Annotated in this window: 21 protein-coding genes and 1 tRNA gene; 11 read left to right on the forward strand and 11 right to left on the reverse strand. The window is 67.8% G+C overall.

The annotated features are described in order from the left end of the window. A partial coding sequence (locus AC5P6X_RS19040; protein WP_495215579.1) for an IS3 family transposase occupies positions 1 to 91 on the forward strand: 91 nt, incomplete at its 5' end. A 138-nt stretch (positions 92 to 229) separates the two neighbouring features. On the opposite strand, the gene AC5P6X_RS19045 is transcribed toward AC5P6X_RS19040, so the two are convergent. The 6 genes from AC5P6X_RS19045 to AC5P6X_RS19070 all read right to left on the reverse strand — a co-directional run bounded on the left by AC5P6X_RS19045 (position 230) and on the right by AC5P6X_RS19070 (position 9,124). Continuing rightward, positions 230 to 766 carry a hypothetical protein gene (locus AC5P6X_RS19045; RefSeq protein WP_049450265.1) on the reverse strand — a complete coding sequence of 179 codons (537 nt, stop codon included), beginning with the start codon at positions 764 to 766 and terminating at the stop codon, positions 230 to 232. Then, positions 763 to 3,201, reverse strand: a complete 2,439-nt coding sequence (gene mrcB, locus AC5P6X_RS19050; RefSeq protein WP_043035707.1) for a penicillin-binding protein 1B — start codon at positions 3,199 to 3,201, stop codon at positions 763 to 765. Before mrcB ends, AC5P6X_RS19045 begins: the two co-directional genes overlap by 4 nt. Before the next feature lie 84 nt (positions 3,202 to 3,285). Next, complete coding sequence (locus tag AC5P6X_RS19055; RefSeq protein ID WP_495215568.1) at positions 3,286 to 4,338, reverse strand: glycosyltransferase family 2 protein; 1,053 nt, start codon at positions 4,336 to 4,338, stop codon at positions 3,286 to 3,288. Positions 4,339 to 4,411: 73 nt separating this feature from the next. After that, positions 4,412 to 5,302, reverse strand: coding sequence for an SDR family oxidoreductase (locus AC5P6X_RS19060; RefSeq protein WP_005414259.1), 891 nt, complete (start codon positions 5,300 to 5,302; stop codon positions 4,412 to 4,414). Between the two features lie 63 nt (positions 5,303 to 5,365). Beyond that, positions 5,366 to 6,937 carry a hypothetical protein gene (locus tag AC5P6X_RS19065; protein WP_329757320.1) on the reverse strand — a complete coding sequence of 524 codons (1,572 nt, stop codon included), beginning with the start codon at positions 6,935 to 6,937 and terminating at the stop codon, positions 5,366 to 5,368. A gap of 30 nt (positions 6,938 to 6,967) precedes the next feature. Continuing rightward, positions 6,968 to 9,124 (reverse strand): bifunctional (p)ppGpp synthetase/guanosine-3',5'-bis(diphosphate) 3'-pyrophosphohydrolase, encoded by a 2,157-nt coding sequence (locus AC5P6X_RS19070; RefSeq protein WP_032965949.1) that lies wholly within the window; start codon positions 9,122 to 9,124, stop codon positions 6,968 to 6,970. Between the two features lie 130 nt (positions 9,125 to 9,254). Here AC5P6X_RS19070 and AC5P6X_RS19075 point away from each other — a divergent pair, with 130 nt between their 5' ends. Beyond that, positions 9,255 to 9,791 carry a hypothetical protein gene (locus AC5P6X_RS19075; RefSeq protein WP_005410728.1) on the forward strand — a complete coding sequence of 179 codons (537 nt, stop codon included), beginning with the start codon at positions 9,255 to 9,257 and terminating at the stop codon, positions 9,789 to 9,791. A 73-nt stretch (positions 9,792 to 9,864) separates the two neighbouring features. On the opposite strand, the gene hrpA is transcribed toward AC5P6X_RS19075, so the two are convergent. Further along, on the reverse strand, positions 9,865 to 13,950 hold the full coding sequence (hrpA, locus tag AC5P6X_RS19080) for an ATP-dependent RNA helicase HrpA (protein WP_495215570.1): 4,086 nt from the start codon (positions 13,948 to 13,950) through the stop codon (positions 9,865 to 9,867). An 86-nt stretch (positions 13,951 to 14,036) separates the two neighbouring features. Here hrpA and AC5P6X_RS19085 point away from each other — a divergent pair, with 86 nt between their 5' ends. The 6 genes from AC5P6X_RS19085 to AC5P6X_RS19110 all read left to right on the forward strand — a co-directional run bounded on the left by AC5P6X_RS19085 (position 14,037) and on the right by AC5P6X_RS19110 (position 20,962). Beyond that, entirely contained in the window at positions 14,037 to 14,585 is a 549-nt protein-coding gene (locus AC5P6X_RS19085) for a Dps family protein (RefSeq protein WP_005410730.1), read from the forward strand. A gap of 536 nt (positions 14,586 to 15,121) precedes the next feature. Next, positions 15,122 to 16,927 (forward strand): DNA helicase RecQ, encoded by a 1,806-nt coding sequence (gene recQ, locus AC5P6X_RS19090; protein ID WP_005410733.1) that lies wholly within the window; start codon positions 15,122 to 15,124, stop codon positions 16,925 to 16,927. 154 nt (positions 16,928 to 17,081) lie between these two features. Further along, positions 17,082 to 17,462: a CopL family metal-binding regulatory protein gene (locus AC5P6X_RS19095; protein WP_049449174.1), complete on the forward strand. Its 381-nt coding sequence runs from the start codon at positions 17,082 to 17,084 to the stop codon at positions 17,460 to 17,462. 75 nt (positions 17,463 to 17,537) lie between these two features. Continuing rightward, positions 17,538 to 19,346, forward strand: coding sequence for a copper resistance system multicopper oxidase (locus AC5P6X_RS19100; RefSeq protein ID WP_495215571.1), 1,809 nt, complete (start codon positions 17,538 to 17,540; stop codon positions 19,344 to 19,346). After that, a complete protein-coding gene (locus tag AC5P6X_RS19105; RefSeq protein ID WP_088435514.1) occupies positions 19,343 to 20,368 on the forward strand; it encodes a copper resistance protein B in 1,026 nt (341 codons plus the stop codon). Before AC5P6X_RS19100 ends, AC5P6X_RS19105 begins: the two co-directional genes overlap by 4 nt. Before the next feature lie 81 nt (positions 20,369 to 20,449). Continuing rightward, complete coding sequence (locus AC5P6X_RS19110) at positions 20,450 to 20,962, forward strand: GNAT family N-acetyltransferase (RefSeq protein ID WP_049404676.1); 513 nt, start codon at positions 20,450 to 20,452, stop codon at positions 20,960 to 20,962. A 73-nt stretch (positions 20,963 to 21,035) separates the two neighbouring features. Here the strand turns inward: AC5P6X_RS19110 and AC5P6X_RS19115 are convergent, their stop codons facing one another. After that, positions 21,036 to 21,344, reverse strand: coding sequence for a TFIIB-type zinc ribbon-containing protein (locus AC5P6X_RS19115; protein ID WP_005410738.1), 309 nt, complete (start codon positions 21,342 to 21,344; stop codon positions 21,036 to 21,038). 149 nt (positions 21,345 to 21,493) lie between these two features. Here AC5P6X_RS19115 and AC5P6X_RS19120 point away from each other — a divergent pair, with 149 nt between their 5' ends. Continuing rightward, positions 21,494 to 22,261 carry a CPBP family glutamic-type intramembrane protease gene (locus AC5P6X_RS19120; protein ID WP_088435515.1) on the forward strand — a complete coding sequence of 256 codons (768 nt, stop codon included), beginning with the start codon at positions 21,494 to 21,496 and terminating at the stop codon, positions 22,259 to 22,261. Between the two features lie 92 nt (positions 22,262 to 22,353). Beyond that, the gene (locus AC5P6X_RS19125; RefSeq protein ID WP_005414268.1) at positions 22,354 to 22,776 is read left to right on the forward strand and encodes a response regulator; all 423 of its coding nucleotides are present in this window, start codon (positions 22,354 to 22,356) and stop codon (positions 22,774 to 22,776) included. A gap of 8 nt (positions 22,777 to 22,784) precedes the next feature. On the opposite strand, the gene AC5P6X_RS19130 is transcribed toward AC5P6X_RS19125, so the two are convergent. Together AC5P6X_RS19130 and AC5P6X_RS19135 are read right to left on the reverse strand one after the other, a co-directional pair. Next, a complete protein-coding gene (locus tag AC5P6X_RS19130; protein ID WP_049449182.1) occupies positions 22,785 to 23,723 on the reverse strand; it encodes an alpha/beta hydrolase in 939 nt (312 codons plus the stop codon). Between the two features lie 82 nt (positions 23,724 to 23,805). Next, the gene (locus AC5P6X_RS19135) at positions 23,806 to 24,648 is read right to left on the reverse strand and encodes an alpha/beta hydrolase (RefSeq protein WP_049449184.1); all 843 of its coding nucleotides are present in this window, start codon (positions 24,646 to 24,648) and stop codon (positions 23,806 to 23,808) included. A gap of 174 nt (positions 24,649 to 24,822) precedes the next feature. Between AC5P6X_RS19135 and AC5P6X_RS19140 the strand changes: the two genes are divergently transcribed. Next, on the forward strand, positions 24,823 to 25,161 hold the full coding sequence (locus AC5P6X_RS19140; RefSeq protein WP_049449186.1) for a hypothetical protein: 339 nt from the start codon (positions 24,823 to 24,825) through the stop codon (positions 25,159 to 25,161). 75 nt (positions 25,162 to 25,236) lie between these two features. On the opposite strand, the gene AC5P6X_RS19145 is transcribed toward AC5P6X_RS19140, so the two are convergent. Beyond that, positions 25,237 to 25,312: transfer RNA gene (locus AC5P6X_RS19145), tRNA-Lys, on the reverse strand. Positions 25,313 to 25,314 lie beyond the last annotated feature (2 nt).

Below are 25,314 nucleotides of genomic sequence, written 5' to 3' on the forward strand. Positions count from 1 at the left end.
CATCCAGTACTACAACCAGGAGCGCATCAAACTGAAACTGAAAGGTCTGAGCCCGGTAGAGTACCGGGAGCGGGCCCAATCGGCCGCCTGACCCCGTCCAAGTCTCGGGGGTCACTTCAGGGACGGGTTCACGGCGTCCCCCGCGAACCCCCCCCGCCCTGCCAAGCGCGGCTTTTGCTTTACGCGGCCAAGCAGCCAGCCACGAGGGGCTGCGCCGTTGGCTGAAAACTCAGTACCGCTTGATCCCCGGCACCGTGCAGCCTTCAATCTGCGCATGCGCCGACACCGCATTTTGCTTCTCGCCCCGCGCCAGGCGCGACTGCTCGATCGTCGCCCAATGCCGGCGGCACAGCGGCCCTGTCTTCGAGCCCAGGTCGACCGCCTTGCGCGCAAACGCCTCCGCCTGCGCCCACTGACCCTGCAGCAGCGCCAGCTCGGCGCGCTCCTGCAGCACCGCCGGGTCACCAGCGACGATCTCCAGCGCATGGTCCAGGCTGCTGGCGGCACCGGCCAGATCGTTGGCCTGGCGTTGTGCCTGCGCGGTCACCCGCAGATCTTCCACCTGCGAGTCACGCAACGGCTGCACCGACAACTCCTTGTCATCGGGGCCAGCGGCTGCGTCAACTGCGGCCAGGCGCTGCGCCGGCGTGGTGGTATCGACCGGTTTGACCACCGGCGGCGCACTGCTCACGCAGGCGGCCAGGGCCAGGCTGAGGCCGGTCAGGGCCAGGGGCTGCAGCAGGGATCGCATGTTCATCGGCATCATCGGCTCGGGGGAGGAGTGGCGGCGGCGGGCGTCGCGGCAGGTTCGGCAGGCGCTTCCGGCTTGCGGTCCAAGCCGAACCAGCTGCGCCAGCCACCACCCTCGCCTTCGGTCTCGCCCTGCCCGTCCGGCGACACCGCCGGTGCACAGGGCGCATAGGCCGGTGCATAGCCGACCACGAACGGGAAGCGGCGCGCTCCCGGGCAGCCCTCGTCGGTCGTGTTGAGGCCGCTGGCGGCCACCGACTGCCAGTCCAGGCCCTTGTTGCTGACCCGCAGCGGCGCACTGGGAAGACGCTGGAAGATGCCCGACCAGACCCGCATCGCGCCGGTGGCACCGTACAGGCCGGCCTGCTCGTTCTGGTCGTTGCCGATCCAGATCACCGCCAGGTGATCCCCGGTGTAACCGGCATACCAGCTGTCACGACCATCGTTGGTGGTACCGGTCTTGCCGGCCGGCTGCAGGCGGCTGAGGCCATCGGCGTTGAGCCGCTGCGCGGTGCCGCTGGCAACCACCTGCTGCAGGCCGACACTGATCAGGTTGGCGGCAATCGAATCGCCTTCCTGGGCCGGTGCCGGGGTCTTGTCGTAACGCTTGAGCAGCTTGCCCTGCGGATCGAGCACGCCACGCACCGCATGCAATGGCTGGATTTCGCCACCGGACGCGAGGAACTGGTACAGCTGTGCCATCGCGTAAGGGCTCTGGTCGGTCGAACCGAGGATCACCGCCGGATTCGCTTCGGCCTTGATGCCGGCCAGCACGTGGATCAGCTGGGTCACACGCTCGGGGCCGACCTGCATGCCCACGCGCACCGTGGCCTGGTTGTAGGAATGCGCCAGCGCGTCGATCAGGCGCACAGTGCCGTGGCTGCGGTTGTCCGCGTTGCCCGGGCTCCAGTTGCGGCCACGGCCGAGCTGCACCGTCACCGGCGAATCGTCGACCCAGCTGGCCAGCGAGTAGCGGTCCGGCTGCGCCAGCGCCAGCAGGTACACGAACGGCTTCAACAGCGAGCCGACCGGGCGCTGTGCTTCGATCGCTCGATTGAACCCCACCTCGGACACTTCACGGCTGCCGATCACCGCCAGCACGTCACCGTTGTGCACGTCGGTCAGCACCATGCCGGCCTGCAGTTCGGGACGGCGCTTGCTTTCCAGCGACTTGATGGTGCGGGTCACCGCGCCTTCGGCATAGGCCTGCGCAGACGGCGACATGCCGGTCATCACGCTCAGGCCGGCGCCCTGCAGCGCCGATTCCGGATAGTCATGGCCGAGCTGGCGGCGAACCAGGTCCACATAGGCCGGGAAGCGGTTGGCCGCCACCAGGCCCGGCGTCTTGGGCACGCCCAGCGGCGCCTTCAGTGCACGCTGGTACTCGGCATCGTCGATCAGCGTCGCCTCATGCAGCTTGCCCAGCACGAAATTACGGCGATCCAGTGCGCGTTCCGGGTTGCGCCGCGGATCGTAGTAGGACGGGCCCTTGACCAGGCCGATCAGCAGCGCGATCTGCTCGGTTTCCAGCGATTGCAGGTCACGGCCGAACCAGAACTCGGCGCCGGAAGACATGCCGTGGATGGCCTGGCTGCCGCGCTGGCCCAGGTACACCTGGTTGAGATAGGCCTCGAAGATGGTGCGCTTGTCGTAGCGCGCCTCCATGATCAGCGCGTACAGCACTTCGTTGAATTTGCGGGTGACCGTCTGCTCCTTGCCGATCCCGAGCAGGCCGCTGCGGGCCAGCTGCTGGGTCAGCGTGGACGCCCCCTGGCGACTCTGGCCACCGGAACGGACCGTCACCCACACCGCGCGCGCGATGCCGGACAGATCGATGCCGTGGTGACGGTTGAAGTCCTTGTCCTCCACCGCCTGCAAGCCGGTCACCAGCAGGTCCGGCGCCTCGTCCATGCGGATCAGGCGGCGTTCTTCCTGCTTCTGCCCGTACAGGGTGGCAATACGCGCCGGGTCCAGGCGCGCAGCCTTCAGCGCCTTGCGGTTGTCGGCATCACGCAGCGACGCGACCGCACCGTCTGCCAGCGACAGTTCCAGCCGACGCGGTGCGACGCGGCCATCCACATCGTTGTAGCCACGGCTGGAAATGACAAAGCGCCCGCCGTTCACCGCATAGGTCGCCGGCTCCTTGCCCTGCCCGTCATCGCGGTAGGCGGATGCGGCGAGTTCGGTCTTCAGGGTCGCCGCGTCCATCGCCTTGCCGGGTGTGAGCACCAGCGGCCGCGCATATACCCGGGTCGGGATCTGCCAGCGCAGTTCACCGAAGCGCTGGGTCACCTGTTGGTTCAGGTACAGCGTATAAGGGATCAGGAAGCCCAATCCCAACGCGACCGCAGCCATGCTCCAGGTGATCAGGCGACGCCGCCACAGCGGGCTGTCGTCCTGCTGGTCGTCGTCGAAATCGTCGATGTCGTCGGAATCGTAGCGTCGGGGCACGGGCATGCAGGCGGGTAGGGTCTGGCGAGTCTAACGCAGGCGCCGCGGTGGCTGGCAGGCGATGGCCCGCGGTTTCACTGCAGTTCAAGCAGCGCGCGGCGCCCGCCACCCGGCCCACGCGCCCGCAAGCGCTGCCCAGCCCCCTTTCCAGCCGCCCCCCGCCAGGCAGACGTTGGCCAGGCGTGCGATCAACCGCGGCGCATCATGGGCGATCCAGCCTGCCGGCACATCCACGCGGCGATACAGCTGCAGTCGCGACCAGGCCATGCGCCAGGCGAGCGCGTGAAGTCCCTGGAATCGCTCCGGCGCCACCACCACGCCGCGCTGCCCCAGCAGATCGGCCAGGGCCAGCAGGCGCCCGGCCGTGCGCTGGCGCGCCTGTGAATCGAACAGATCGAGATGGCGCAGGCGTTGCAGGAAACCGCGGCGACTGGCACCGATCTGGTTGTTGCCATGCTGCCGGTAGTCGATGGTCGGTTCGGCCAGCATGTCCAGCCCTCCTCGCAGTGATGCGTTGACCGCGAGCCATTCGTCGTGACTCCAGCCCGGCGGGACCGGCAGCGATCCGGCCAGCAGCCCGCGGCGCAGCGCGCAGGTGGCACCGGTGATGAAGTTGCGCAGCAGGATCGCGTCGATCGCAAGGCCCGAGCGTTCCAGCTCGACCTCGGCCGGATGGACCACCAGTACATCCAGCAGCCGCTGGCCAAGCGGCGCGCCCTGCGCGTCCACCAGCCATGCATCGCTGTGCAGCAGCAACAGGGCCGGGTCTGCCTGGAAGCGTTGAACATAGCGGCGGACACGCCCCGGATGCCAGACATCATCCTGGTCGCACAGGAACAGGATGTCGGCCTGGCAACGCATCAGTGCATCGGCGAAATTGCGCACATAGCCGAGATTGCGCGCGTGCTGGACGATCTCGACACGGATGCCCAGCGCCTGTGCACGCGGCACGAAGGCCTGCAGCAGCTGCAGCGTCTGGTCGCTGGAACCGTCATCGCCGATCATGACTTCGTTCACCGGAAGATCCTCGTCGAGGATGCTGTCCAGCTGCGCCTGCAGGTAGCGCGCACCGTTGTAGGTGCACAGCGCGACGCCAATGCGCTCGGCAGGGGCCGATCGGGATGGCGCGTCAGGCATCGAACGTACTCGCGGAAACAAGGGCCGGGGGATGGTAGCAAAGCCCCCCTAAGAGGATGGATACCGTGGCTGGCTAGCCGTTGCCGGGATACGCAGCGATCCGCTGCACGGCCTGGGCCGCGCTCATCGGTCGCCACGTGTCCGCGTCGGGCTGGAACGGCCGCGGATGTACGTCCAGCAGCGCCTGCAGCGGGCCATTGTCCGCAATCAGATCCTGCTGCAGGCGTGACACCGGACCACGCGCCCGCGGCAGCACCGCGGCCAGGCCCCGCAGTGCCGCGCCTGGCAACGGCAGCGCCAATGTCGGCTGTGCCAGGCTGGCGTGCACGCGGCGGAACATCGCGTGATAGGGCAGGCGCTCGCCACCGCCGATTTCCAGCACCCGTGCCGACGCTGCACCGGTGGCGATGCAGGCCACCACGGCGCGGGCGATATCGTCGGCATGCACCGGTTGGCGCAGGCCTCCCACCAGCGGAATCGGAAACAGGCGCAGACGCAGCGCACGCTGCACGATCGGGGTGATGCTGCGGTCGATGCCGGCCCCATAGATCAGGGTCGGCCGCAGGATCGTCCAGCCCATGCCAAGACGCTCGGCCTGCGCGATCAGGCCCGCCTCGCCCCGCTGCAGCATCGCCACGACGTCCTGCTCGTCGGCCTGCTCGGAATTCTGCTTGCTCAGCACGCTCATCGAACTGGTGGCGATGACCTGCCGCGCGGGGGCCGCCGTCTGCCGCGACAACCACTGCGCCAATGCTTCAAGGGGGCCGAAGCTGGCAATCGCCTGCCAGTCCGGAGACGGCACGCTGTCCAGCGCAGCCGCCAGGTCCCCGCACAGCCACTGCACGCCGTCCTGTGCCGGTTGCGGTTGCCGGCTCACCGCCTGTACCCGCCCATGCGCCTGCACCAGGCGCGGCAGCAGGAACCGGCCGATCTGGCTGGTGGCTCCGGAAACAAGGACGGTCATCGGCACTCCGTGGGGATGTTGCGAGGGGTGGCTACTATAGCGGTCCCTCCGGCAGCGGCGGGCTCAGGGCGACGACACCCCGATGTCGCGCAGGCGCTGCCGCAACTGCTGGTACTCGCTGCTGGCAGGGCCGATGCCAAGCTCGCCCGCCTGCTGGAGCGCACGTTCGGCAAAGGCGACATCTCCGTTGCCCAATCGTTCGCTGCCAATCGCAAGCCAACGCTGCGCGAGGCGCTGGCGGGCCGCAGGCAGGCCGCCGGCGGTGGGAGACAACGTCTGCCAGGCCTGCAGGCAGGCACCTGCAGCCTGCACCCGGTTCTGCCGGAGGTTGTCGTCGAAACAACGGCGACTGGCAGGCAGCAGGCGCGCGGCCGCGGCCTTCACACGTGAATCGCGCGGTACCAGCGCCTGTGCTTCGCGAAGGGCATCGAATGCGCTGTGCCCCGGCGGGCTGATCCATTGGCCTGCACGCTCGGCGCGTTCGATCCGGCGCAGGTGATCGCGCAGCTCGCGTTCACGCTGCGCGTTGCTCACTGCGGGCTGCTGCAGTGCCTCCCGGGCCTGCCGTGCACGCTGCAGGCGCTGCACCAGTTGCTGTCGTGCCGCCTGCGAAGCGCCCAGTGCTTCGGCCAGCACGGCATCACGCTGCGCCGCCTCGAACTGGAAATCGTCGGCCTGGATCTGGCTTCGCGCCAGCACCGCCTGCAGCACCTGCTCGCGGCCCCGCTGGGCAGTGGGATCGTCCGGCGCCACCGCCAGCACGGACAGGAACCCCTTTGCGGCACGTTCCAGCTGCTGTCGCTGAAGTGCGCGCTGTGCCTGCCGCAAGCGCTCGTCGACCGCCCGTGCCAGGGCCTCCTGGCTGGCGGGAAGATCGGCGTGGCCTGCATCGAACAGGCGCGCGCGCTGCAACGTCGCAGCGGCTTCAGCCAGTTCCCCGCGTCCGGCCAGCGCGCGCGCATGCTGCAGCAGATCGCTCAGTGCATCCTCGCGCCCCTCCAGAGCGGGCAGGTTGTCCGGCTGCAGTGCCAGGATGCGCTGGAACAGCGGCAACGCACTGCTGTCGCCATCGTCCAGCCGGCCGGCCGCGAACGCATTGCGGGCCTGGGCCAGCAACGCGCCGATACCGGCGCCGGCGCTACGCCGCGCCTGCAGTTGGCGGGCCACGGCGTCGGCGTCGCCCTGCGGCACCTGCAGCTCGCGGGCCAGCGCCAGTGACTGCGCGCTGCCCTCCAGATCGTCGCCCTGCAGCTTGTCGCGGGCCTGCTGCAGTGCTGCCGTGGCGGTTCGTGCAAGGCCCTGGCGCGCCTGCGGCCGATCGCCATCCAGTGCCAGCACCGCCTGGTAGCGCTCCCGCGCACCACTGCCGTCGGCCGCACTCAGCCGGCCGGCGGCGAGCGCGCGATCGCCTTCGACCAGCAGCTGTTCGATCTGCGGCTCGTCCCAGAACCAGTCGGCCAGCGGCTTGCGCAGCAGCACCAGCAGCACGAACACCGCCAGCGCCGCGACCAGCGCCCATCGCCAGACCCGCCGCGCATGACGTGCCTGCAGCCACCACCAGCGGCCTTCGCGGCGGACGCGATCCAGCGCAGGGTGTTCAGCGCCATGCGGGCGATGCGGGGGCTCGCGTTCCATGCGTGCAGGGTAGCCGGGGCGGCGTGAAGCTCAGCCGAGGCGACGCGCCTCGCTCACGCCCGGCAGCGCGTCCAGCTTGCCCAGCAGGTTCGACAACTGGTCGTAGTCGCTGACCTTCAGCCTCAGGCGCAGATGGGCACGGCCACTGTTGCGCACGTTGTCACTGTGGATGTCGAGCACGTAGGCGTCTTCCTGGGCGATCAGGTTGGTGATGTCCTTCAGCAGCCAGCGGCGGTCGACCGCATCGACCACCACGTCCACCTCGTAGCCGCCCCCGGCCTGGCCCCATTCCACCGGCAGGATGCGCTGCGGGCTGGTGGCCGCCAGCCGGGCCAGCGCGGCACAGTCTGCCCGGTGCACGGTGACACCACGGCTACGGGTGAGGTAGCCGACGATCGGTTCGCCAGCCACCGGCTGGCAGCAGCGCGCCAGCTGCACCAGCAGATTGCCCACGCCCTGCACCGTGAACTTGGACTTGCCCAGGTTCTCGCGGCGGGCGGTCGGGCGCGGAAGCGCCGGCGCAGGGGCCGGCTGGCTGGCCGCGCGCTCTGCTTCCAGCAGCGTACGGCTGACCTGGTTCGGGCCGGTGTCGCCCAGCGCCACCTGGATGTAGAGGTCGTCAACGCTGTCGGCATGGAACTTCTTCGCCGCCACCGCCAGATCCGAATGCTGCAGCCCCAGGCGCTTCAGCTCGCGCTCGAGCAGTTCGCGCCCGGCCTGCACGTTGCGCGCGCGGTCCAGCTTGTGGAACCAGCTGCGTACCTTTTCGCGCGAGCGGTTGCTGGCCAGGAAGCCCAGCGCGGGCATCAGCCAGTCGCGGCGGGGGTCGGCCTCCTTGCCGGTGAGGATCTCGACACGGTCGCCGCTGCGCAGGCGATAGGTCAGCGGCACGATGCGGCCATTGACCTTGGCGCCACGGCAGCGGTGGCCCACCATCGTATGTACCTGGTAGGCGAAATCGAGCGGCGTGGCCCCCTGGGGCAGGTCCAGCACCTCGTCCTTCGGGCTGAGCGCATAGACCCGGTCCTCGGTCAGCTCGGCGTCGAGTGCCCCGGCCAGTTCATTGCCCTGCCCGTCCTGCGCCTGCTCCAGCAGCTGGCGCATCCAGGTGATCTTGCGATCGAACGACTTTTCCGCGCCCTTGCCGCCTTCCTTGTACTTCCAGTGCGCGGCGACGCCCAGCTCGGCCTGGGAATGCATCTCGTGGGTGCGGATCTGCACTTCGATCGTGCGCCCTTCCGGGCCGACCACGGCGGTGTGCAGCGAACGGTAGTCGTTGGCCTTCGGGCGTGCGATGTAATCGTCGAACTCGCTCGGCACCGGGGCCCACAGCGCATGCACCACACCCAGCGCGGCGTAGCAGGCGGCGACGTCGTCGACCATCACCCGCACCGCGCGGATGTCGTACAGCTGGTCGAACGCCAGCCGCTTCTTCTGCATCTTCCGCCAGATGCTGTAGATGTGCTTGGGGCGGCCACTCACTTCGGCATGGATGCCCTGTGCGGCCAGCTCGCGCGACAGCTGCTTCTTCACGTTCTGCACGTAGCGCTCGCGCGCCACGCGGGTTTCGTCCACTTCGCGCGCGATGCGGCGGTAGGTTTCCGGCTCCAGGTGGCGGAACGCCAGGTCTTCCAGCTCCCACTTCAGCTGCCAGATGCCCAACCGGTTGGCCAGCGGCGCGTGGATGTCGCGGGTCAGCTGCGCCAGCGCCCGGCGCTGCTCGTCGTCCAGCTTGTCGGCAGCGCGCATTCTCGCCAGCTGCCGGGCCAGCAGGATCGGCACCACGCGCAGGTCGCGGATGATCGCCAGCAGCAGGCGGCGCAGGCCCTCGCTGTTGCGCCCGGCCTCGCGGCCAGCATGCAGCGCCCAGACCGGATCGGCGGCGTCCTGGCCGTCGAGCAGGCCGATCACCGCCGCCTTGTGGTTGCCCAGCGGCAGCTGGTCCAGGCTGGCGCGCAGGCCGGGCAGGTCGAACAACAGCGCGGCAACCACCGCGCCTTCGTCGGCGGAGAGCATCGACAGTGCATCGAGGGTATCGCCCAGCACCGACCAGCTGGCGCGCATCTGGTGGTCGCACTCCGGTGCTTCCCAGTGTTCGCGCAGGGCCTGGCGCAGCGGAGCGGGCAGCACCGCGGCGGAGGGACGGTTCAACAAGGCATCCAGGCCGGGGACAGAAGCGCGGTTCACAGCATCGAGCAGGCAAGACAGAGGTTCCTACACTAGCGCCGGCGCCGTTCAGGGACAATCACCGCAGCCACCATCACCCGGCATGAAGACATGCCGCTACACTCGCCGGCAAACCCAGGAGAGTTCCGCCATGCCCTCGATCGCCCCACGTTTCCGTCCACGGCTGCTGGCCTGCGCCGCACTGCTGCTGTCCCTGTCGGCGCCTGCGCTGGCCCAGCGCGTGGTGGACGGTGACCTGCAGCAGCAGATGTCGCCGACTGAATTCAAGGCGGCCGGCCTGGACAAGCTGAGCGCGCAGGAACTGGCCACGCTCAACCGCTGGCTGCAGGGCAAGGTTGAAGCGGCGACGACCCAGGCTGTGGCAGCGGTACGCGAAGAAGCCCGCGAACAGGGCCGCCAGGAAGTGATCGTGAAGAACCGCGGGTTCTTCGATTTCGGCAGCAGCGAGCCGATCACCGGCGTGCTGCAGGGCGAGTTCCGTGGCTTCGGCAAGGGCCGCGTCTACGTGCTGGACAACGGCCAGGAATGGGAGCAGACCGACAGCACCAGCGTGGTCGGCGTGCGCAAGCAATCGCCCAAGGTCAGCATCAAGCCCGGCGTGATGGGCGTGTGGTACATGAAGGTGGAAGGCGTGAACAGCCAGCCCAAGGTGCGCCGCTCCAAGTAGTGGATCCACGCCACGCGTGGATGACATTCCACCGTACCCCGCCGGTCATCATCCGGCGGGGTCGGGTCGGGGGTTACGAGGCCTGGCGCAGTGCCGTCACCCGCTGCGCCAGCTTCTTCGCCGAAATGCCGGTACGTGCCCCCAGCTCCTGCGCGAACAGCGACACCCGCAGCTCTTCCAGGTCCCAGCGCAGCGCCTGCCATTGCGGGCGATCGCGCAGGCCCTGCTGCTCTGCCGTTTCCAGCGCTTCCAGGAACGGATGCAGTTCCAGCATGCGTGCCTGGTCACGTGGCGGATCACGCTTGGCGCGTTCGGTGCGCAGGATCATCGCCTTCAGGTAGCGCGGATACTGCGCCAGCGCGTCGGCCGGCGTATCGCGCAGGAAACCGGGGTGGATCAGCCCGGACAGCTGCGCTTCCATGTCGTCCAGGTTGCCGCGCGCCCAACCCATCAACGGTGCTTCCAGCATCGGCTTCAGTTCCGCCACCAGCGCCAGGATGGTTTCGGCCAGTTTCAGCCGCGACATGGCCTCGCCGAACAGGGCCTTGGCCGCATGCTCACGGCGCTGTTCGAAGGCCGCCGCATCGCGGATGTCTTCCAGGCCCTCCGCCAACACCGCGTTCATCGCCGCATCCACCAGGTCTCCGCGCAGACGCTCCTGCGACTCGATCGCCGCATACAACAGGCCGGTCTTGGCGCCCACCGGCAGCTGCTTGCGCGCCTGCTTGACCTTCTCGGCCAGGGCGATCTCCAGCAGCCGGCGCACGCCCAGCGGGTGAGCCTCCTGTGCCTGCTGCCGATCGGCGAAGATGCGCAGCGCCACGCTGTCACCCTCGTCCAGCAATGCCGGATAGGCCGGAACGCCGGCTTCACCGGGCACCTGCAACGGTATCGGCGTGGCCGGGAACGTGCGCAGGCCATCGGCCGCCATCTCGCGGCCAGCGCGTGCAGCGAAGGCATCGCCGGCACGACCGCCGAATTTCGCGCGCAGTGCGTCCAGATCACGCGAAGTGGCCAGCACCTTGCCCTGCTCGTCGCGCAGCCGCAGGTTCATGTGCAGGTGCGGCTCGATCGAACCGGGCTCGAAATCGAGCGCGGTCACGGTGGCACCGGTTGCACGTGACAGGAAACGCGCCAGTTCGCCGGTGATGGCATCGGCGCTGGGCTGCGGAAACGCCTCATAGAACGCGCGGCCGAAGTCCGGCGCCGGCACGTAGTTGCGACGCATTGCCTTGGGCAGGCTGCGGATCAGTGCCGAGGCCTTGTCGGCGACGAAGCCCGGCGCCAGCCAGCCCAGCTGCACCGGGTCCAATGCATTGAGCAGGTGCAGCGGCACGTCCAGGGTCACGCCGTCATCGTCGGCACCCGGCTCGAAGCGGTAGTGCAGCGGCAACCGCGCCTGGCCCAGCGCCAGGTATTTCGGGTAGCGCTCCTGCTCACTGCCCTCTCCGGGCAGCAGGTCTGCGAGCGACCAGTGCAGGGTCTTGCGCTGTTCCGGCGCCAGCCCCTTCCACCAGGCATCCAGGCCCGCAGCCGAATGGATCTGCGGCGGCACCCGGTCCAGGTACCAGCGCGCCTGCCAGTCCTCGTCGGCGACGATGCCGGCGCGACGCAGCTTGGCTTCCTCCTCGCGGGCGACCTCCAGCACTTTCTGGTTGTCGGCCACGAAACTGGCGCGGGTGTTGATCTCGCCGGTCACCAATGCCTGGCGCACGAAGATGTCATGTGCCTCGCCCGGCTCGATGCGGCCGTAATGCACCGGCTTCTTCGGCGCCAGCACCAGGCCGAACAGGCTGATCTGCTCGGAGGCCAGCACCTGTCCCTGCGCGCGCGACCAGTGCGGATCGAAGTGCTTGCGCAGCAGCAGGTGCGGCAGCTCGGCAATCACCCAGTCCGGTTCGATCGCGGCCAGGGTCATGCCCCACACCTTCTGCGTATCCAGCAGGTTGGCCACCAGCAGCCACGGCGGCGGCCGCTTGGACAGCGCCGAACCCGGGAACGGCAGGAAGCGGCGCTGGCGTGGCGCCTGGAAATCGCCCTTCTCGGTGCGGTGGCCGATCTGCGTCGGCAGGCCCGCCACCAGCGCCCGGTGCAGGGTCTGGTAGGCAGCGGCGCGCACGCGTTCGCTGAAGCCGCCGCCGGCGGGCGCCTGTTCCTTCTGCGCACGCACGGCCACCGGGGCCGGTGCGGCCTCGGCCTTGCCTTCGCGGGCCAGGCGCCCGGCGCGGTGCAGCTGGCCCCGGGTGGCTTTCACCGCCGCCGCGTCGTCACGCGCCGGTGCCGGCGCACTGCTGCCGGCCAGCAACGGCGCCATCGACGCCTCGCTGGCCTCTTCCTTCCAGCCCAGTTCCTCGCACAGCAGCCGCAGCTGGCGATGCAGCTCGCGCCACTCGCGCATGCGCAGGAAGCCGAGGAAATGACGTCCGCACCAGTCGCGCAGCTTGGACTGGGTCAGGTCTTCATGGGCCTGCCGGTAGGCATCCCACAGGCGCAGCACGCCAACGAACTCGGAGCGGCCATCGGCGAACTGCGCGTGCGCGCTGTCGGCCGCACCACGCGCTTCGGGTGGGCGTTCGCGCGGGTCCTGGATGCCCAGGAACGAGGCGATCACCAGCATCGGCCGCAGGCAGCCTGCGGCCTGCGCGGCCACCAGCATGCGCGCAAGCTTCACGTCCACCGGCAGGCGTGCCATCTGCTTGCCGATGGTGGTCATGCGCCGCTCGGCGTCGATCGCGCCCAGTTCGGTCAGCTGCTGCCAGCCATCGGCTACCGCGCGCTCGTCCGGCGCTTCCAGGAACGGGAAGTCCTCGATGCGGCCCAGGCCCAGCTGCAGCATGCGCAGGATCACCCCGGCCAGGCTGGAGCGGCGGATTTCCGGATCGGTGAATTCGGGCCGCGCCTGGAAATCGGATTCGGCGTACAGGCGGTAGCAGATACCTTCGGCGATACGGCCGCAGCGGCCCTTGCGCTGGTTGGCGCTGGCCTGCGAGATCGGCTCGATGTGCAAGCGGTCCAGCTTGTTGCGCGGACTGTAGCGCTTGACGCGGGCGAAGCCCGGATCGACCACGTAACGGATGCGCGGCACCGTCAGCGAGGTTTCCGCCACGTTGGTGGCCAGCACGATGCGCCGGTTCGGCCCGGGGTTGAACACCCGGTCCTGGTCCTGGTTGGACAGGCGCGCGTACAGCGGCAGCACCTCGGTATTACGGTACTTGCGCCGTTCCAGCGACTGGTGCGCATCGCGGATCTCGCGCTCGCCCGGCAGGAAGATCAGTACGTCGCCGCGCGCATCCAGGCGGGTGATCTCGTCAATGGCCGACACGATGGCGTCGTTGACGGTGCGTTCGCCCTGGTCTTCGCCCTCGCCTTCCAGCGCGCGGTAGCGCACTTCCACCGGATAGGTACGGCCTTCGACGCTGATCACCGGCGCATTGTCGAAATGCTGGGCGAAGCGTTCGGTGTCGATGGTGGCCGAGGTGACGATCAGCTTCAGGTCCGGCCGCTTGCGCAGCAGCTGCTTCAGGTAGCCCAGCAGGAAATCGATGTTGAGGCTGCGTTCGTGCGCCTCGTCGACGATGATCGTGTCGTAGTTCGACAGCCAGCGGTCACTGGCGATCTCCGCCAGCAGGATGCCGTCGGTCATGAACTTGATGCGGCTGTCTTCGCTGACCTTGTCATTGAAGCGCACCTGGTAGCCGACCAGCTGGCCCAGTTCACTCTGCAGTTCCTGTGCCACGCGGCTGGCCACCGCACGTGCGGCAATCCGTCGCGGCTGGGTGCAGCCGATCATGCCGGCCTGGCCACGGCCGGCGGCCAGGCACAGCTTCGGCAGCTGGGTGGTCTTGCCCGAGCCGGTTTCACCGGCGATCACCACCACCTGATGTTCGCGGATCAGCGCGATGATGGCGTCGGCTTCACGCGCAATCGGCAGCTGCGGGTCCAGAGTAATGGACGGCTGCTGTTGCGCCCGCACCTGCCGGCGCTGCACCGACGCCTGCAAGGCCTGCTCGAAGGTGGCGGCCAGCGCCGCATCCTGGGGCTTGGCCTGGCAACGCGAGAGCATTCCCAGCAAACGGCCCCGGTCGCGGCTCATGGCGCCGTCGATGGCGGCACGCTGTTGGCGCAGGCGGGGCGATGGATTTTTATCGATAGAGTTCATCAATCGGTTCGTTCAAAACTTTGAAAGCGACCAGTCATCACGACCGGTTTATTGTGAAGGCCAACGATTCCACAAGGAGGAACCCCATGGCGAAGACCAAGAGCACGACCAAGGCCAAGACCGGCAAGCAGAAGCTTGCTGCGGCGGCACCGTCGGCACCGAACATCGATATCGGGATCACCCAGGGCGACCGCAAGAAGATCGCCGACGGTCTGTCGCGCTTCCAGGCCGATGCGTTCACGCTCTACCTGAAGACGCACAACTTCCACTGGAACGTGACCGGGTCGATGTTCAACTCGCTGCACACCATGTTCGAGACGCAGTACACCGAGCAGTGGGCGGCACTGGACGACGTGGCCGAGCGCATCCGCGCGCTGGGCTTCAATGCCCCGGGCTCCTACCGGGAATTCGCTGCGCTGACCTCGATCGCCGAGGAACCGGGCCTGACCGACAGTGCGGACTGGCGTGAAATGGTACGCCAGTTGGTGGTCGCCAACGAAGCGGTCTGCCGTACGGCACGTGAAGTGCTGGAGGTGGCGGCCAAGGGGGATGACGCCCCGACCGAGGATCTGATGACCCAGCGGCTGCAGACCCACGAGAAGTACGCCTGGATGCTGCGTTCGCTCCTCCAGTAAGAGTTGGGGGGGATTCGGCAGGGCTGCGCCCTGCACCCGCAGAGGCAACGGCAACGTCAAAAGCTGGCTATCTGTGGGCTGGCGGGGTGGGTCCGGTGGCAGGGGACGCCGTAAACCCGTCCTTGGGGGCTTGGCCGCGGCATCCATGCCGCGGACACCCCTGCCACCGGACCCACCCCGCCTTCGACAGTTTTCCGCGATCTGCTGGAACAGCGTCCGCTCTGGTAGGTGTCGACCTTGGTCGACACGGATGAATTCATTCGATATCTGACAGAGGTGCCGACCAAGGTCGACACCCACCAACGGCCGCGGGAAACTGTCGAAGGTGGGGCGGTATCGGATTGCGGGGTGTCAGCCGCATGGATGCGGCTGCCAAGCCTACACGGACGTACTTGCGGCGTCCCCGCACTCCGACACCGCCCCACCAAACCACGAATCACCCCCAGAGCCGGCTGTTGCCTTTGACGTTGCTCTGGCTTGTAGCAGGTGCAGGGCGCAGCCCTGCCGAGACACCCCCGCCGGGGTAAACTAGCCGGATGGCTTCCCGTCCCGCGCACGACCTGCTCCAACGCGTCTTTGGTTATGACGATTTCCGTGGTCCGCAGCAGGACATCGTGGAGCATGTGGCTGCCGGTCATGATGCCCTGGTACTGATGCCCACCGGCGGTGGCAAGTCGCTGTGCTACCAGGTCCCGGCCCTGCTGCGTGACGGATGTGGCATCGTCATCTCGCCGCTTATCGCGCTGATGCAGGACCAGGTCGAAGCCCTGCGCCAGCTCGGCGTGCGTGCCGAGTACCTGAATTCAACCCTGGATGCCGAGACCGCCGGCCGCGTCGAGCGCGAACTGCTCGCGGGTGAGCTGGACATGCTCTATGTCGCTCCCGAGCGGCTGCTGACCGGCCGCTTCCTGTCGCTGCTGTCGCGCAGCCAGATCGCCCTGTTCGCCATCGACGAAGCCCACTGCGTGTCGCAGTGGGGCCACGACTTCCGCCCGGAATACCGCCAGCTGACCGTACTGCACGAGCGCTGGCCGCAGATTCCGCGGATCGCGCTCACCGCCACCGCCGACCCGCCGACCCAGCGCGAGATCGCCGAGCGCCTGGATCTGCAGGAAGCACGCCACTTCGTCAGCTCCTTCGACCGCCCCAACATCCGCTACACCGTGGTGCAGAAGGACAACGCGCGCAAGCAGCTGACCGATTTCCTGCGCGGCCACCGTGGCGAGGCCGGCATCGTCTACTGCATGTCGCGGCGCAAGGTCGAGGAGACCGCTGAATTCCTCTGCGGCCAGGGCTTCAACGCCCTGCCCTACCACGCCGGCCTGCCGCCGGAAGTGCGCGCGAACAACCAGCGCCGCTTCCTGCGCGAGGACGGCATCGTCATGTGCGCCACCATCGCCTTCGGCATGGGCATCGACAAGCCGGACGTGCGCTTTGTCGCGCATACCGACCTGCCCAAGTCGATGGAAGGCTACTACCAGGAAACCGGCCGCGCTGGTCGTGATGGCGAAGCTGCCGAGGCCTGGCTGTGCTACGGCCTGGGCGACGTGGTACTGCTCAAGCAGATGATCGAACAATCCGAGGCCGGCGAAGAACGCAAGCAGCTGGAGCGGGGCAAGCTCGATCACCTGCTGGGCTACTGCGAATCCATGCAGTGCCGCCGCCAAGTGCTGCTGGCCGGTTTCGGCGAGACCTATCCCCAGCCGTGCGGCAACTGCGACAACTGCCTGACGCCGCCGGCCTCGTGGGACGCGACCATTCCGGCGCAGAAGGCGCTGAGCTGTGTCTACCGCACTGGCCAGCGCTTCGGCGTCGGCCACCTGATCGACGTCCTGCGTGGCAGCGAGAACGAGAAGGTGAAGCAGCAGGGCCACGACAAGCTCAGCACCTACGCCATCGGCCGCGATCTGGATGCGCGCACCTGGCGCAGCGTGTTCCGCCAGCTGGTCGCCGCCAGCCTGCTGGAAGTGGACAGCGAGGGCCACGGTGGCCTGCGCTTGACCGATGCCAGCCGTGACGTGTTGACCGGCCGCCGCCAGATCAGCATGCGCCGCGATCCAGCCAGCAGCACCAGCGGACGCGAGCGCAGTGCGCAGCGCACCGGCTTGTCGGTACTGCCGCAGGACCTGGCCCTGTTCAACGCCCTGCGCGGCCTGCGTGCCGAACTGGCGCGCGAACAGAACGTGCCGGCCTTCGTGATCTTCCACGACAGCACCCTGCGCAACATCGCCGAGCAGCGCCCGACCAGCCTGGATGAACTGGCCCGGGTCGGCGGCATCGGCGGCACCAAGCTGAGCCGCTACGGCCCGCGCCTGGTCGAGATCGTGCGCGAAGAAGGCTGACGCCGGGCTCCCTGTAGCACCGAGCCCACGCTCGGCTGCCGTGGCCGCAGAAGCAGCAGAGCGCGGGTTCGGCTCTACATTGGTGCAGGTCCAACCTTGAACCGACCATTCAGCCGGAAGTGCATCCACGGCCGCTTGCGGCTAGATTAGCGCCATGTCCCTCGCCTCGACCCTGCTCCGTGTCGTGCTCATGCTCAGCCTGCTGCTCAACGGGCTGAACGCGGCCATGGCCAGCGGTCACGAGGAAATGGGCCGGATGGCCCACGCGGCAGCCGCCCTTGAAGGCGGCAATGCCGACTGCCACCACCACGCCGCCATGCACGCCGATCAGGCCCCGCAGGCCAAGGCCCCCGCCCACGACACCCACTGCCAGATCAAGGACTGCGTGCGCAGCTGCGCCCAGCACCCGCTGCTGGTGGTGCAGGCGTTGCCGTTCATGGCCGGCCCGGCGTTGTCGCTGGCACCACAGCCGATGCCGGCCACCGGCCGCCCGTCGCCGCCGCTGCCGCCGATCTCACGCCCTCCCATCGGCTGATTCCCCACGCACTGTGCGCCCTGCGCACCGGAGCCGGCGGCCTGCCGGCGTCTTTCCGTGTCTGGAGTCTCCACCATGAATACCCGCAATCCCCCCGGTCCGGGTGCTGTGCCCATGCCGTCGCGCCGCCTGTTCGTGCAGGGCCTGGCCGCCGGTGGCGTGGTCGCCGGCATCGCCGCTGTCGGCGTGCCGCAACGCGCGCTCGCCGCCGCCACTGCCACCCCACGGCTGGCCGGTGCCCCCGCCGTGCTCAGCGATACCCGCATCGAACTGGCCATCGGCGAATCGCTGGCCAATTTCACCGGCCGCACCCGCCCGGCGATCACCGTCAACGGCTCGTTGCCGGCCCCGATCCTGCGCTGGCGCGAAGGCCAGACCGTGGACCTGTTCGTGCGCAACACGCTGGAACGCCACCCGACCTCCATCCACTGGCACGGCATCCTGCTGCCGGCCAACATGGACGGCGTGCCGGGCCTGAGCTTCAACGGCATCGGCCCCGGCGAGACCTACCACTACCACTTCCAGCTGAAGCAGTCGGGCACCTACTGGTACCACAGCCACTCGATGTTCCAGGAACAGGCCGGCCTGTACGGCGCGCTGATCATCGACCCGGCCGAACCGGCGCCGTACCACCACGACCGCGAGCACGTGATCATGCTGTCCGACTGGACCGACATGGACCCGGGCGCGCTGTTCCGGCGCATGAAGAAGCTGGCCGAGCACGACAACTACTACAAGCGCACCCTGCCCGACTTCCTGCGCGACGCGAAACGCGACGGTTGGTCCGCGGCGCTGTCCGACCGTGGCATGTGGGGCCGGATGCGGATGACGCCCACCGATATCTCCGATATCAACGCGCATACCTACACCTACCTGATGAACGGCACCGCCCCGGCCGGCAACTGGACCGGCCTGTTCCGCAGTGGCGAAAAGGTGCTGCTGCGCTTCATCAACGGCGGGTCGATGACCTACTTCGACGTGCGCATCCCCGGTTTGAAGATGACCGTGGTGGCCGCTGACGGCCAGTACATCCACCCGGTCAGCATCGACGAATTCCGCATCGCTCCCGCCGAAACCTACGACGTGCTGGTCGAACCCACCGGCCAGGATGCGTTCACCATTTTCTGCCAGGACATGGGTCGCACCGGCTACGCCGCCGGCACGCTGGCGGTACGCCACGGGCTGCAGGCACCGATTCCCGCGCGCGACCCACTCCCGTTGCTGACGATGAGCGACATGGGGCACGACATGGGCAGTGGTGGCCATGGTGGCCACGACATGGCCGCGATGAAGGGCACGGAAGGTAGCTGCGGCGCCAGCATGGGCCACGGTGCGCACGGCGGCGGTGCCGCCAGCAAGGTACCGAAGCATCCGGCCAGCGAGCGCAACAACCCGCTGGTGGACATGCAGAGCTCGGCTACCGAACCGAAGCTGGACGACCCCGGCATCGGCCTGCGCGACAACGGCCGCCAGGTGCTGACCTACGGCGCGATGCGCAGCCTGTTCGAAGACCCGGATGGCCGCGAGCCGAGCCGCGAGATCGAGCTGCACCTGACCGGCCACATGGAGAAGTTCTCCTGGTCGTTCGATGGCGTCCCGTTCGCCAGCGCCGAGCCGCTGCGGCTGAACTACGGCGAGCGCATGCGCATCGTGCTGGTCAACGACACCATGATGCAGCACCCGATCCACCTGCACGGCGTGTGGAGCGATCTGGAAGACGCGCAAGGTGAGTTCCAGGTCCGCAAGCACACCATCGACATGCCGCCGGGCACCCGCCGCAGCTATCGCGTGCGCGCCGATGCACTCGGCCGCTGGGCCTACCACTGCCATCTGCTGTACCACATGGAAGCAGGCATGATGCGCGAAGTGAGGATCGAAGAATGAGCCGCTCACTGCTTTCCCCCAGCCTGCTGGCCCTGGGCCTGGCCGCCGCGTTGCCGGTGTCCGCGCAGTCGCACGCCGGCCATGACATGGGCGCGATGAACGTGCCTGCGAAGAGCGCGAAGACCCCGGCCGAACCGGTCGATCATTCAAAGATGGATCATTCGGAGATGGACATGGGTGCGGCGGATCTGGCCGGCATGGACCACTCCACGATGGACCACTCGAAGATGGACCATGGCGCGATGCAGCCAGCGGCGATGGACCATTCGCAGATGGACCACGGGGCGATGGGCCACGGCACGCCTGCACCCAGCGAACCGCGCGAACCGATCCCGGTCCCGACCGATGCCGACCGCGCCGCCGCCTTCCCGCCGATCGCGCATGGCGCGATGGAACACGCGCCGGAGATCAACAGCCTGCTGCTGATCGACCGGCTTGAGCATTGGGATGGCAAGAGCAGCAACGGCCAGGCATGGGAAGCCACCGGCTGGGTCGGCGGCAACATCAACCGCCTGTGGCTGCGCACCGATGGCGAACGCAGCCGCGGCCGCACCGAATCGTCGTCACTGGAAGCACTGTATGGCCGCAGCGTGTCGCCGTGGTGGGACGTGCTGGTCGGCGTGCGCCAGGACTTCCGCCCGTCCGACTCGCGCACATGGGCGGCCATCGGCATCCAGGGTCTGGCGCCGTACAAGTTCGAAAGCTCGGCCACGCTGTACATGGGCTCCGGCGGCCAGGTGCTGGCCAAGGCCGAGGTCGAGTACGACGTGCTGTTGACCAACCGATTGATCCTGCAGCCGCTGCTGGAAGCTACCGTTGCGGCCAAGGACGAGCAGGAGTACGGCATCGGCCGTGGCCTGAACAAGGTAGAGGCCGGCCTGCGCCTGCGCTACGAGTTCAGCCGTCGCTTCGCGCCCTACATCGGCATCAGTCACGAACGCAGTTTTGGCGACACCGCCGACTATGCCGGTGACCACGCGCGCGACACGCGCTGGGTGGCCGGCGTGCGCATGTGGTTCTGAGCAGCGGATCGTGAGCAATGGCCAGCCCCGGCAGCCGCCGGGGCCGGCTACACTGCGCCACGTTCCAATGCAGGCACCGCCATGTCGTTGCAGATCCGCCGCGCCACCCTTGCCGATGTCGACGCGCTGTCGGCGATCGCCATCGCCACGTACAACGAAACCTGGGGCGATTCCTATCCGCCGCAGGAGCTGCACGATTTCCTGCAGGCGCACTACAGCAGCGAACCGCAGCGCATCGAACTGTCCGACCCACGCAGTGCCATCTGGCTGTTGCTGGACGGTGACGCCGTGGTCGGCTACCTGGCCGCCGGTGCCAACACCTTGCCGCACACGGATGCATGCGAGGGTGACATCGAACTGAAGCGGTTCTACATCCTGGCCGGACACCAGAACGGCGGACATGGTGCACGCATGATGGACGCGTTCATGGCGTGGCTGGACCAGCCGCAGCGCCGCACCCTGTGGGTGGGCGTGTGGGAAGAGAATTTCGGCGCACAGCGCTTCTACGCGCGCTATGGCTGCAGCAAGGTTGGCGAGTACGACTTCATCGTCGGTGACACGCGCGACCGCGAGTTCATCCTGCGGCGGCCGTGATCACGCGCCCCATGTAGAGTGAAGCTTGCTCGACTGTTAGCGCCAAACGTCGAGCATGGCTCGACGCTACAAACTAGAAATCGAACAACTCCGACAGGAAGCTGTCCTTCTTCTTTTTCTTGTAGCCGTGTCCCCGGTTGTCCTCGTAGCGCTGGCCGAGGTGGCGGGTATCACGGTGCATCACCGGTGGCGGCGCGGACGCCGGCTGAGCCTGCACGGGCGCTGGCGGAGGTACTGCAGCACCGGCGCCCGCACGTTCGATGATCTTGTCCAGCTCGCCACGATCCAGCCACACACCGCGGCAACTCGGGCAATAATCAATCTCGATGCCATGGCGTTCGGCCATCTGCAGCGTCTGGGTCTTGCACACGGGGCACAGCATCGGCATTGCTCCTGTCGGTCTGGTTTCGACTGTACCTGCACCGCGATGACTGTGCGGCAACGCATGACCGATGGCACAGGGACTTCCGGCGCGTGTCCACATGCATACCGCGTGGCACGCTGCGTCCTTGTTCCGCAGGGAATGCGTACATGACCGTGTTGTCCCGCCTGCCCACCACCGCACGCCTGTTGCTGGTGCTGCTGGGTGTCGGCGTTGGCCTGAATCTGCGCGATATCGCGGCCGCCGCAGGCACGCCGATTCCCGCCTTGCCCATTGCCTACGGCGGCAGCCTGCTCGACAACGCACTGGCCGTGCTGCTGGCCCTGCTGCTGGCCGCGCTGCTGCGCCCGCGTGGGGTAGGCCTGATGGCGAGCCTGGGGCTGCGCGGCAACGGCTGGAGCGGCCCGATGTGGGTGCTGCTGGCCAGCCTGCCGTGCTCGCTGGGCCTGGCGCTGCTGGGCACGCCCAACACCGCACTGACCGCCCTGGATGCGACGATGCTCGCTGCGCTGTTCCCACTGGCCGAAGAAGTGCTGTTCCGCGGCCTCGGCTTCGTGCTGCTGGTCAAGATCATGCGCGGGCCATGGCCCCTGCTCGCGCTGCCGCAGGCGCTGCTGTTCGGCTGGGTGCACTGGCTGGGTTTCGGCGGCTTCGACGGCGGCGGCACCGCCCTGTTCGTCGGCGCGGTGATCGCCCTGGGCGGCTTCATCTTCGCCTGGCTGGATCATCTGGACGGCGACACCCTGTGGTGTGGCCTGGTGCTGCACGTATCGATGAACCTGGCCTGGAATGTGTTCAGCCTGGATGACGCCGTCGCGCTCGGCTGGCAGGCCACCAGCCTGCGCATCGGCACCGCGCTTCTGGCAGTGGCGGTGCTGGCCTGGCAGGTACGCCGGCGACGCTCGCGCCCGCTGTAACGCCCACTTAGCCTGGCGTGCACGCCGGGATCACCCCCGACTTGCGCATACTTGCGCGCCTTTTCATTGCTGCTTTCCGGAGCTGTAGCGTCATGTTGCTGTCCAAGCGCCACGTTGAACCCCGCGTCCTGCTCATCGAGGACGCCGAGGAAACCCGCGAACTGAGCCGGCTGGCGCTGGAAAGCCAGGCCTGCCACGTGGTGGGCGTGAGCTCTGCCGAAGCGGCGCTGGGCCTGCTGGCCGCCGGTGAGCGTTTCGACCTGCTGTTCACCGACGTGAATCTGGGAGCGATCAGTGGCATTGAAGCCGCCAACCGGGTCCGCGGCCTCTATCCCCAGCTACCGATCCTGGTGACGTCGGGCATGGACCAGCACCAGGTGCTGCCGCAGCTGCGCGACGGCATCCATTTCCTGCCCAAGCCGTACAACATGAGCGAGCTGCTCGACGCCATCCGGCTGTGCTTCCGGCACGCCGATGTGGGCGTGTTGACCGGGCCGGATGCACAGGCGGCCTGAGGCATTCATCAACCGCTGCTGTACGGTCCGGTACCCGGGAACACCTTCAGCAGTGCGCGGGTGATCATGTCCGGGTAGACGGTGAAGTGATCCTCGTCATCGATCACCATGTTCTCCACCTTCAACGATCGCCCGCTGCTGCGCAGCTGCTCGGCGAATTCGGCGTTGTGGCGCAGCATGTCGTTGCGGGTGAAGTAACGCGGTTCGGGCTTGACCGTTTCAAAGCTGCCCACCGACAGCACCACCGTGGTCGACTGCGCCGGCGCCTTGGCTTCGGCCTGCATGCGCGGCACCCGATGGTCGTCGAACCACAGCGATGGGCTGGACAGGATGTAGGTGCGGAACATGTCCGGGCGCGTGGTCAGCACATAGGCGCCGAACAGGCCACCATAGGAATGACCCGCATAGGCACGCCGCGCCGGATCGGTGCGGTAGCGCGCATCGATCATCGGCAGTACCTGCCCAGCGAGGAAATCGCGGTAGTGCGCCGCGCCGCCGTAGCTGACGTCATCGCTGTAATCACGTGGATCGGTACGCGCCGGGTCGCTGGGCGTGTAATCGCGCGAGCGGCTCTGCTTGGAGGTCAGGCCTTCCTGCGGCGGCAGCCCGACCAGGATGAAATCCTCGATGTTGACGCCCTTCTGCCCGACCATGTTGCGCACGCTGCGCACCAGCGGGAAGCTGTACAGCGCATCGGTCACGTACAGCACCGGGTAGTGCTTTTCCGGATGCGCCGCATAGTCGGCCGGCAGCGCCACCCAGACCGGATAGTCGCGGCCGACCGGGTCGTGCACGCGCAGCGCTTCCGTGTCCGGCAGCACCACACCCGGCGTGGCAGTCGGCGCACTGTCCTTCGCTTCACTCTGCATTGCGGGCGGCGCCACCGACATCGCACAGCCACTCATGGCCAGGCAGGCCGCCACACTCCATCCACGCACACGCTGCATCCACACGCTCCCGTTGCGGGCGGCGCACCCGATGGCGCCGCTGCCGCATCGTTGCATGGTGTACAGGCGGGTACCAGTGCGGTCAGGGCGAGGCCGGCGGCGGCGCCGGGAACAGCGTGCGCAGCGCCTGCAACGCGGCCGGATGATAGATGGTGGCGTGGGTTTCCTCCGGCAGCGGCAGGTACTTCACCAGCGGCGACGGCGACGCCTGCTGCAGCAGCGTGGCCAACTGTGCGGCAGAGGCCGACAGCTCCGGCTGACCACTGCTGGCCAGGAACACGCGCGGCTGCGCACGCGTCACCGCCGGCAGCTGTCTGGCCGCCCCGGCCAGCATTGCACCACGGTTCCACCACAGGCTGGGGTCCAACGCGATATAGCTGTTGAACAGCGTAGGCTCCTGCAGCAGCGTCTCGACCACGAACAGGCCGGCCAGCGACTCGCCGATCAGCGCGCGCTCGTCGGTGGTCGGGTAACGTTGGCGCACCTGCGGCATCAGTTCATCGCGCAGGAAGGTACGGTAGGCCGCCGAGCCGCCGATGCGCGGCGCGATCTTCTGGTCCTGAGGGTCCTTGCTGGGGCCGGTCATGTCGCGGCGGCGCTCGGTGTTCTCGATGCCAACCAGCAGGAACGGACGCATACTGCCGTTGCCGCTGAGCACCTGCACCAGCCCGGCCACATGCAGGAAGTCCTCGCCGATGCCGCCGTCGGGCATGTAGAGCACCGGTAGCGGTGCCTTCGGGTCCAGCCCCCACGGCTGCGGGCGATAGACGTTGATACGACGGGTCTCGCCCAGCGCCTTCGACTCGATGGTGAAGGTCTCGCCGATGACCAGCGGCGTGGCGGCGGCGGGCGACGCGGATTCGGCGGCCATCAGCGGCGCGGCGGAGACGACGGACAACAACAGCGACAGCACGATCAGACGCATGGGACGGCCCATCCTGGGAAAGATGCCGAGCATAGACCGCCGGAGGCACTGTCGTTCGCGGCACTTTGCCGATCTGCCGGAACTGGAGCACCATGGAGCCGGTGATGGTCATGCAACGGGCACTTTGGCTCAAGGACTGGTCGCCGCCACGCTCATATCCACAAGGAGGTTCCCATGTTGAGTGTATTGATCGCCACCACCCTTGCCGCCGCCTCACCGCAGTCCAGTAGCACTCCGCCAGCATCCGCAGCGTATGCGGACTGCCTGCTCGCCCACCTCCAACCGGGATTGTCTGACCACGCGATCCCGCTGCTGCAGCAGGCCTGCGTCGCGAAGTATCCGGAGAGCTACGTCGCATATTCAGAACTGGAACGCCGGATCAGCGCGCAGCGCCGGGCTGACTTTGACGCGGCTCAAGCGGAAGCCGTGCGTTCCGCGAATGCTGCAGCGACGGCCGCACAGCAAGCTGCCGACGCGGCGGCCGCAAAAGCCAAGGGAGTGCGCGAGAAGTAGAGGCCACGGACCAAGGCAACAAAAAAGGCACCGCATTACGGTGCCTTTCTGAATGACCTGGGTCATTGGATGCAATGGTGGGCCGTGAAGGATTCGAACCTTCGACCAAAAGATTAAAAGTCTTCTGCTCTACCGACTGAGCTAACGGCCCAT

The sequence above is a fragment of the Stenotrophomonas sp. YJH_SMC_40 genome (genome assembly GCF_059368615.1).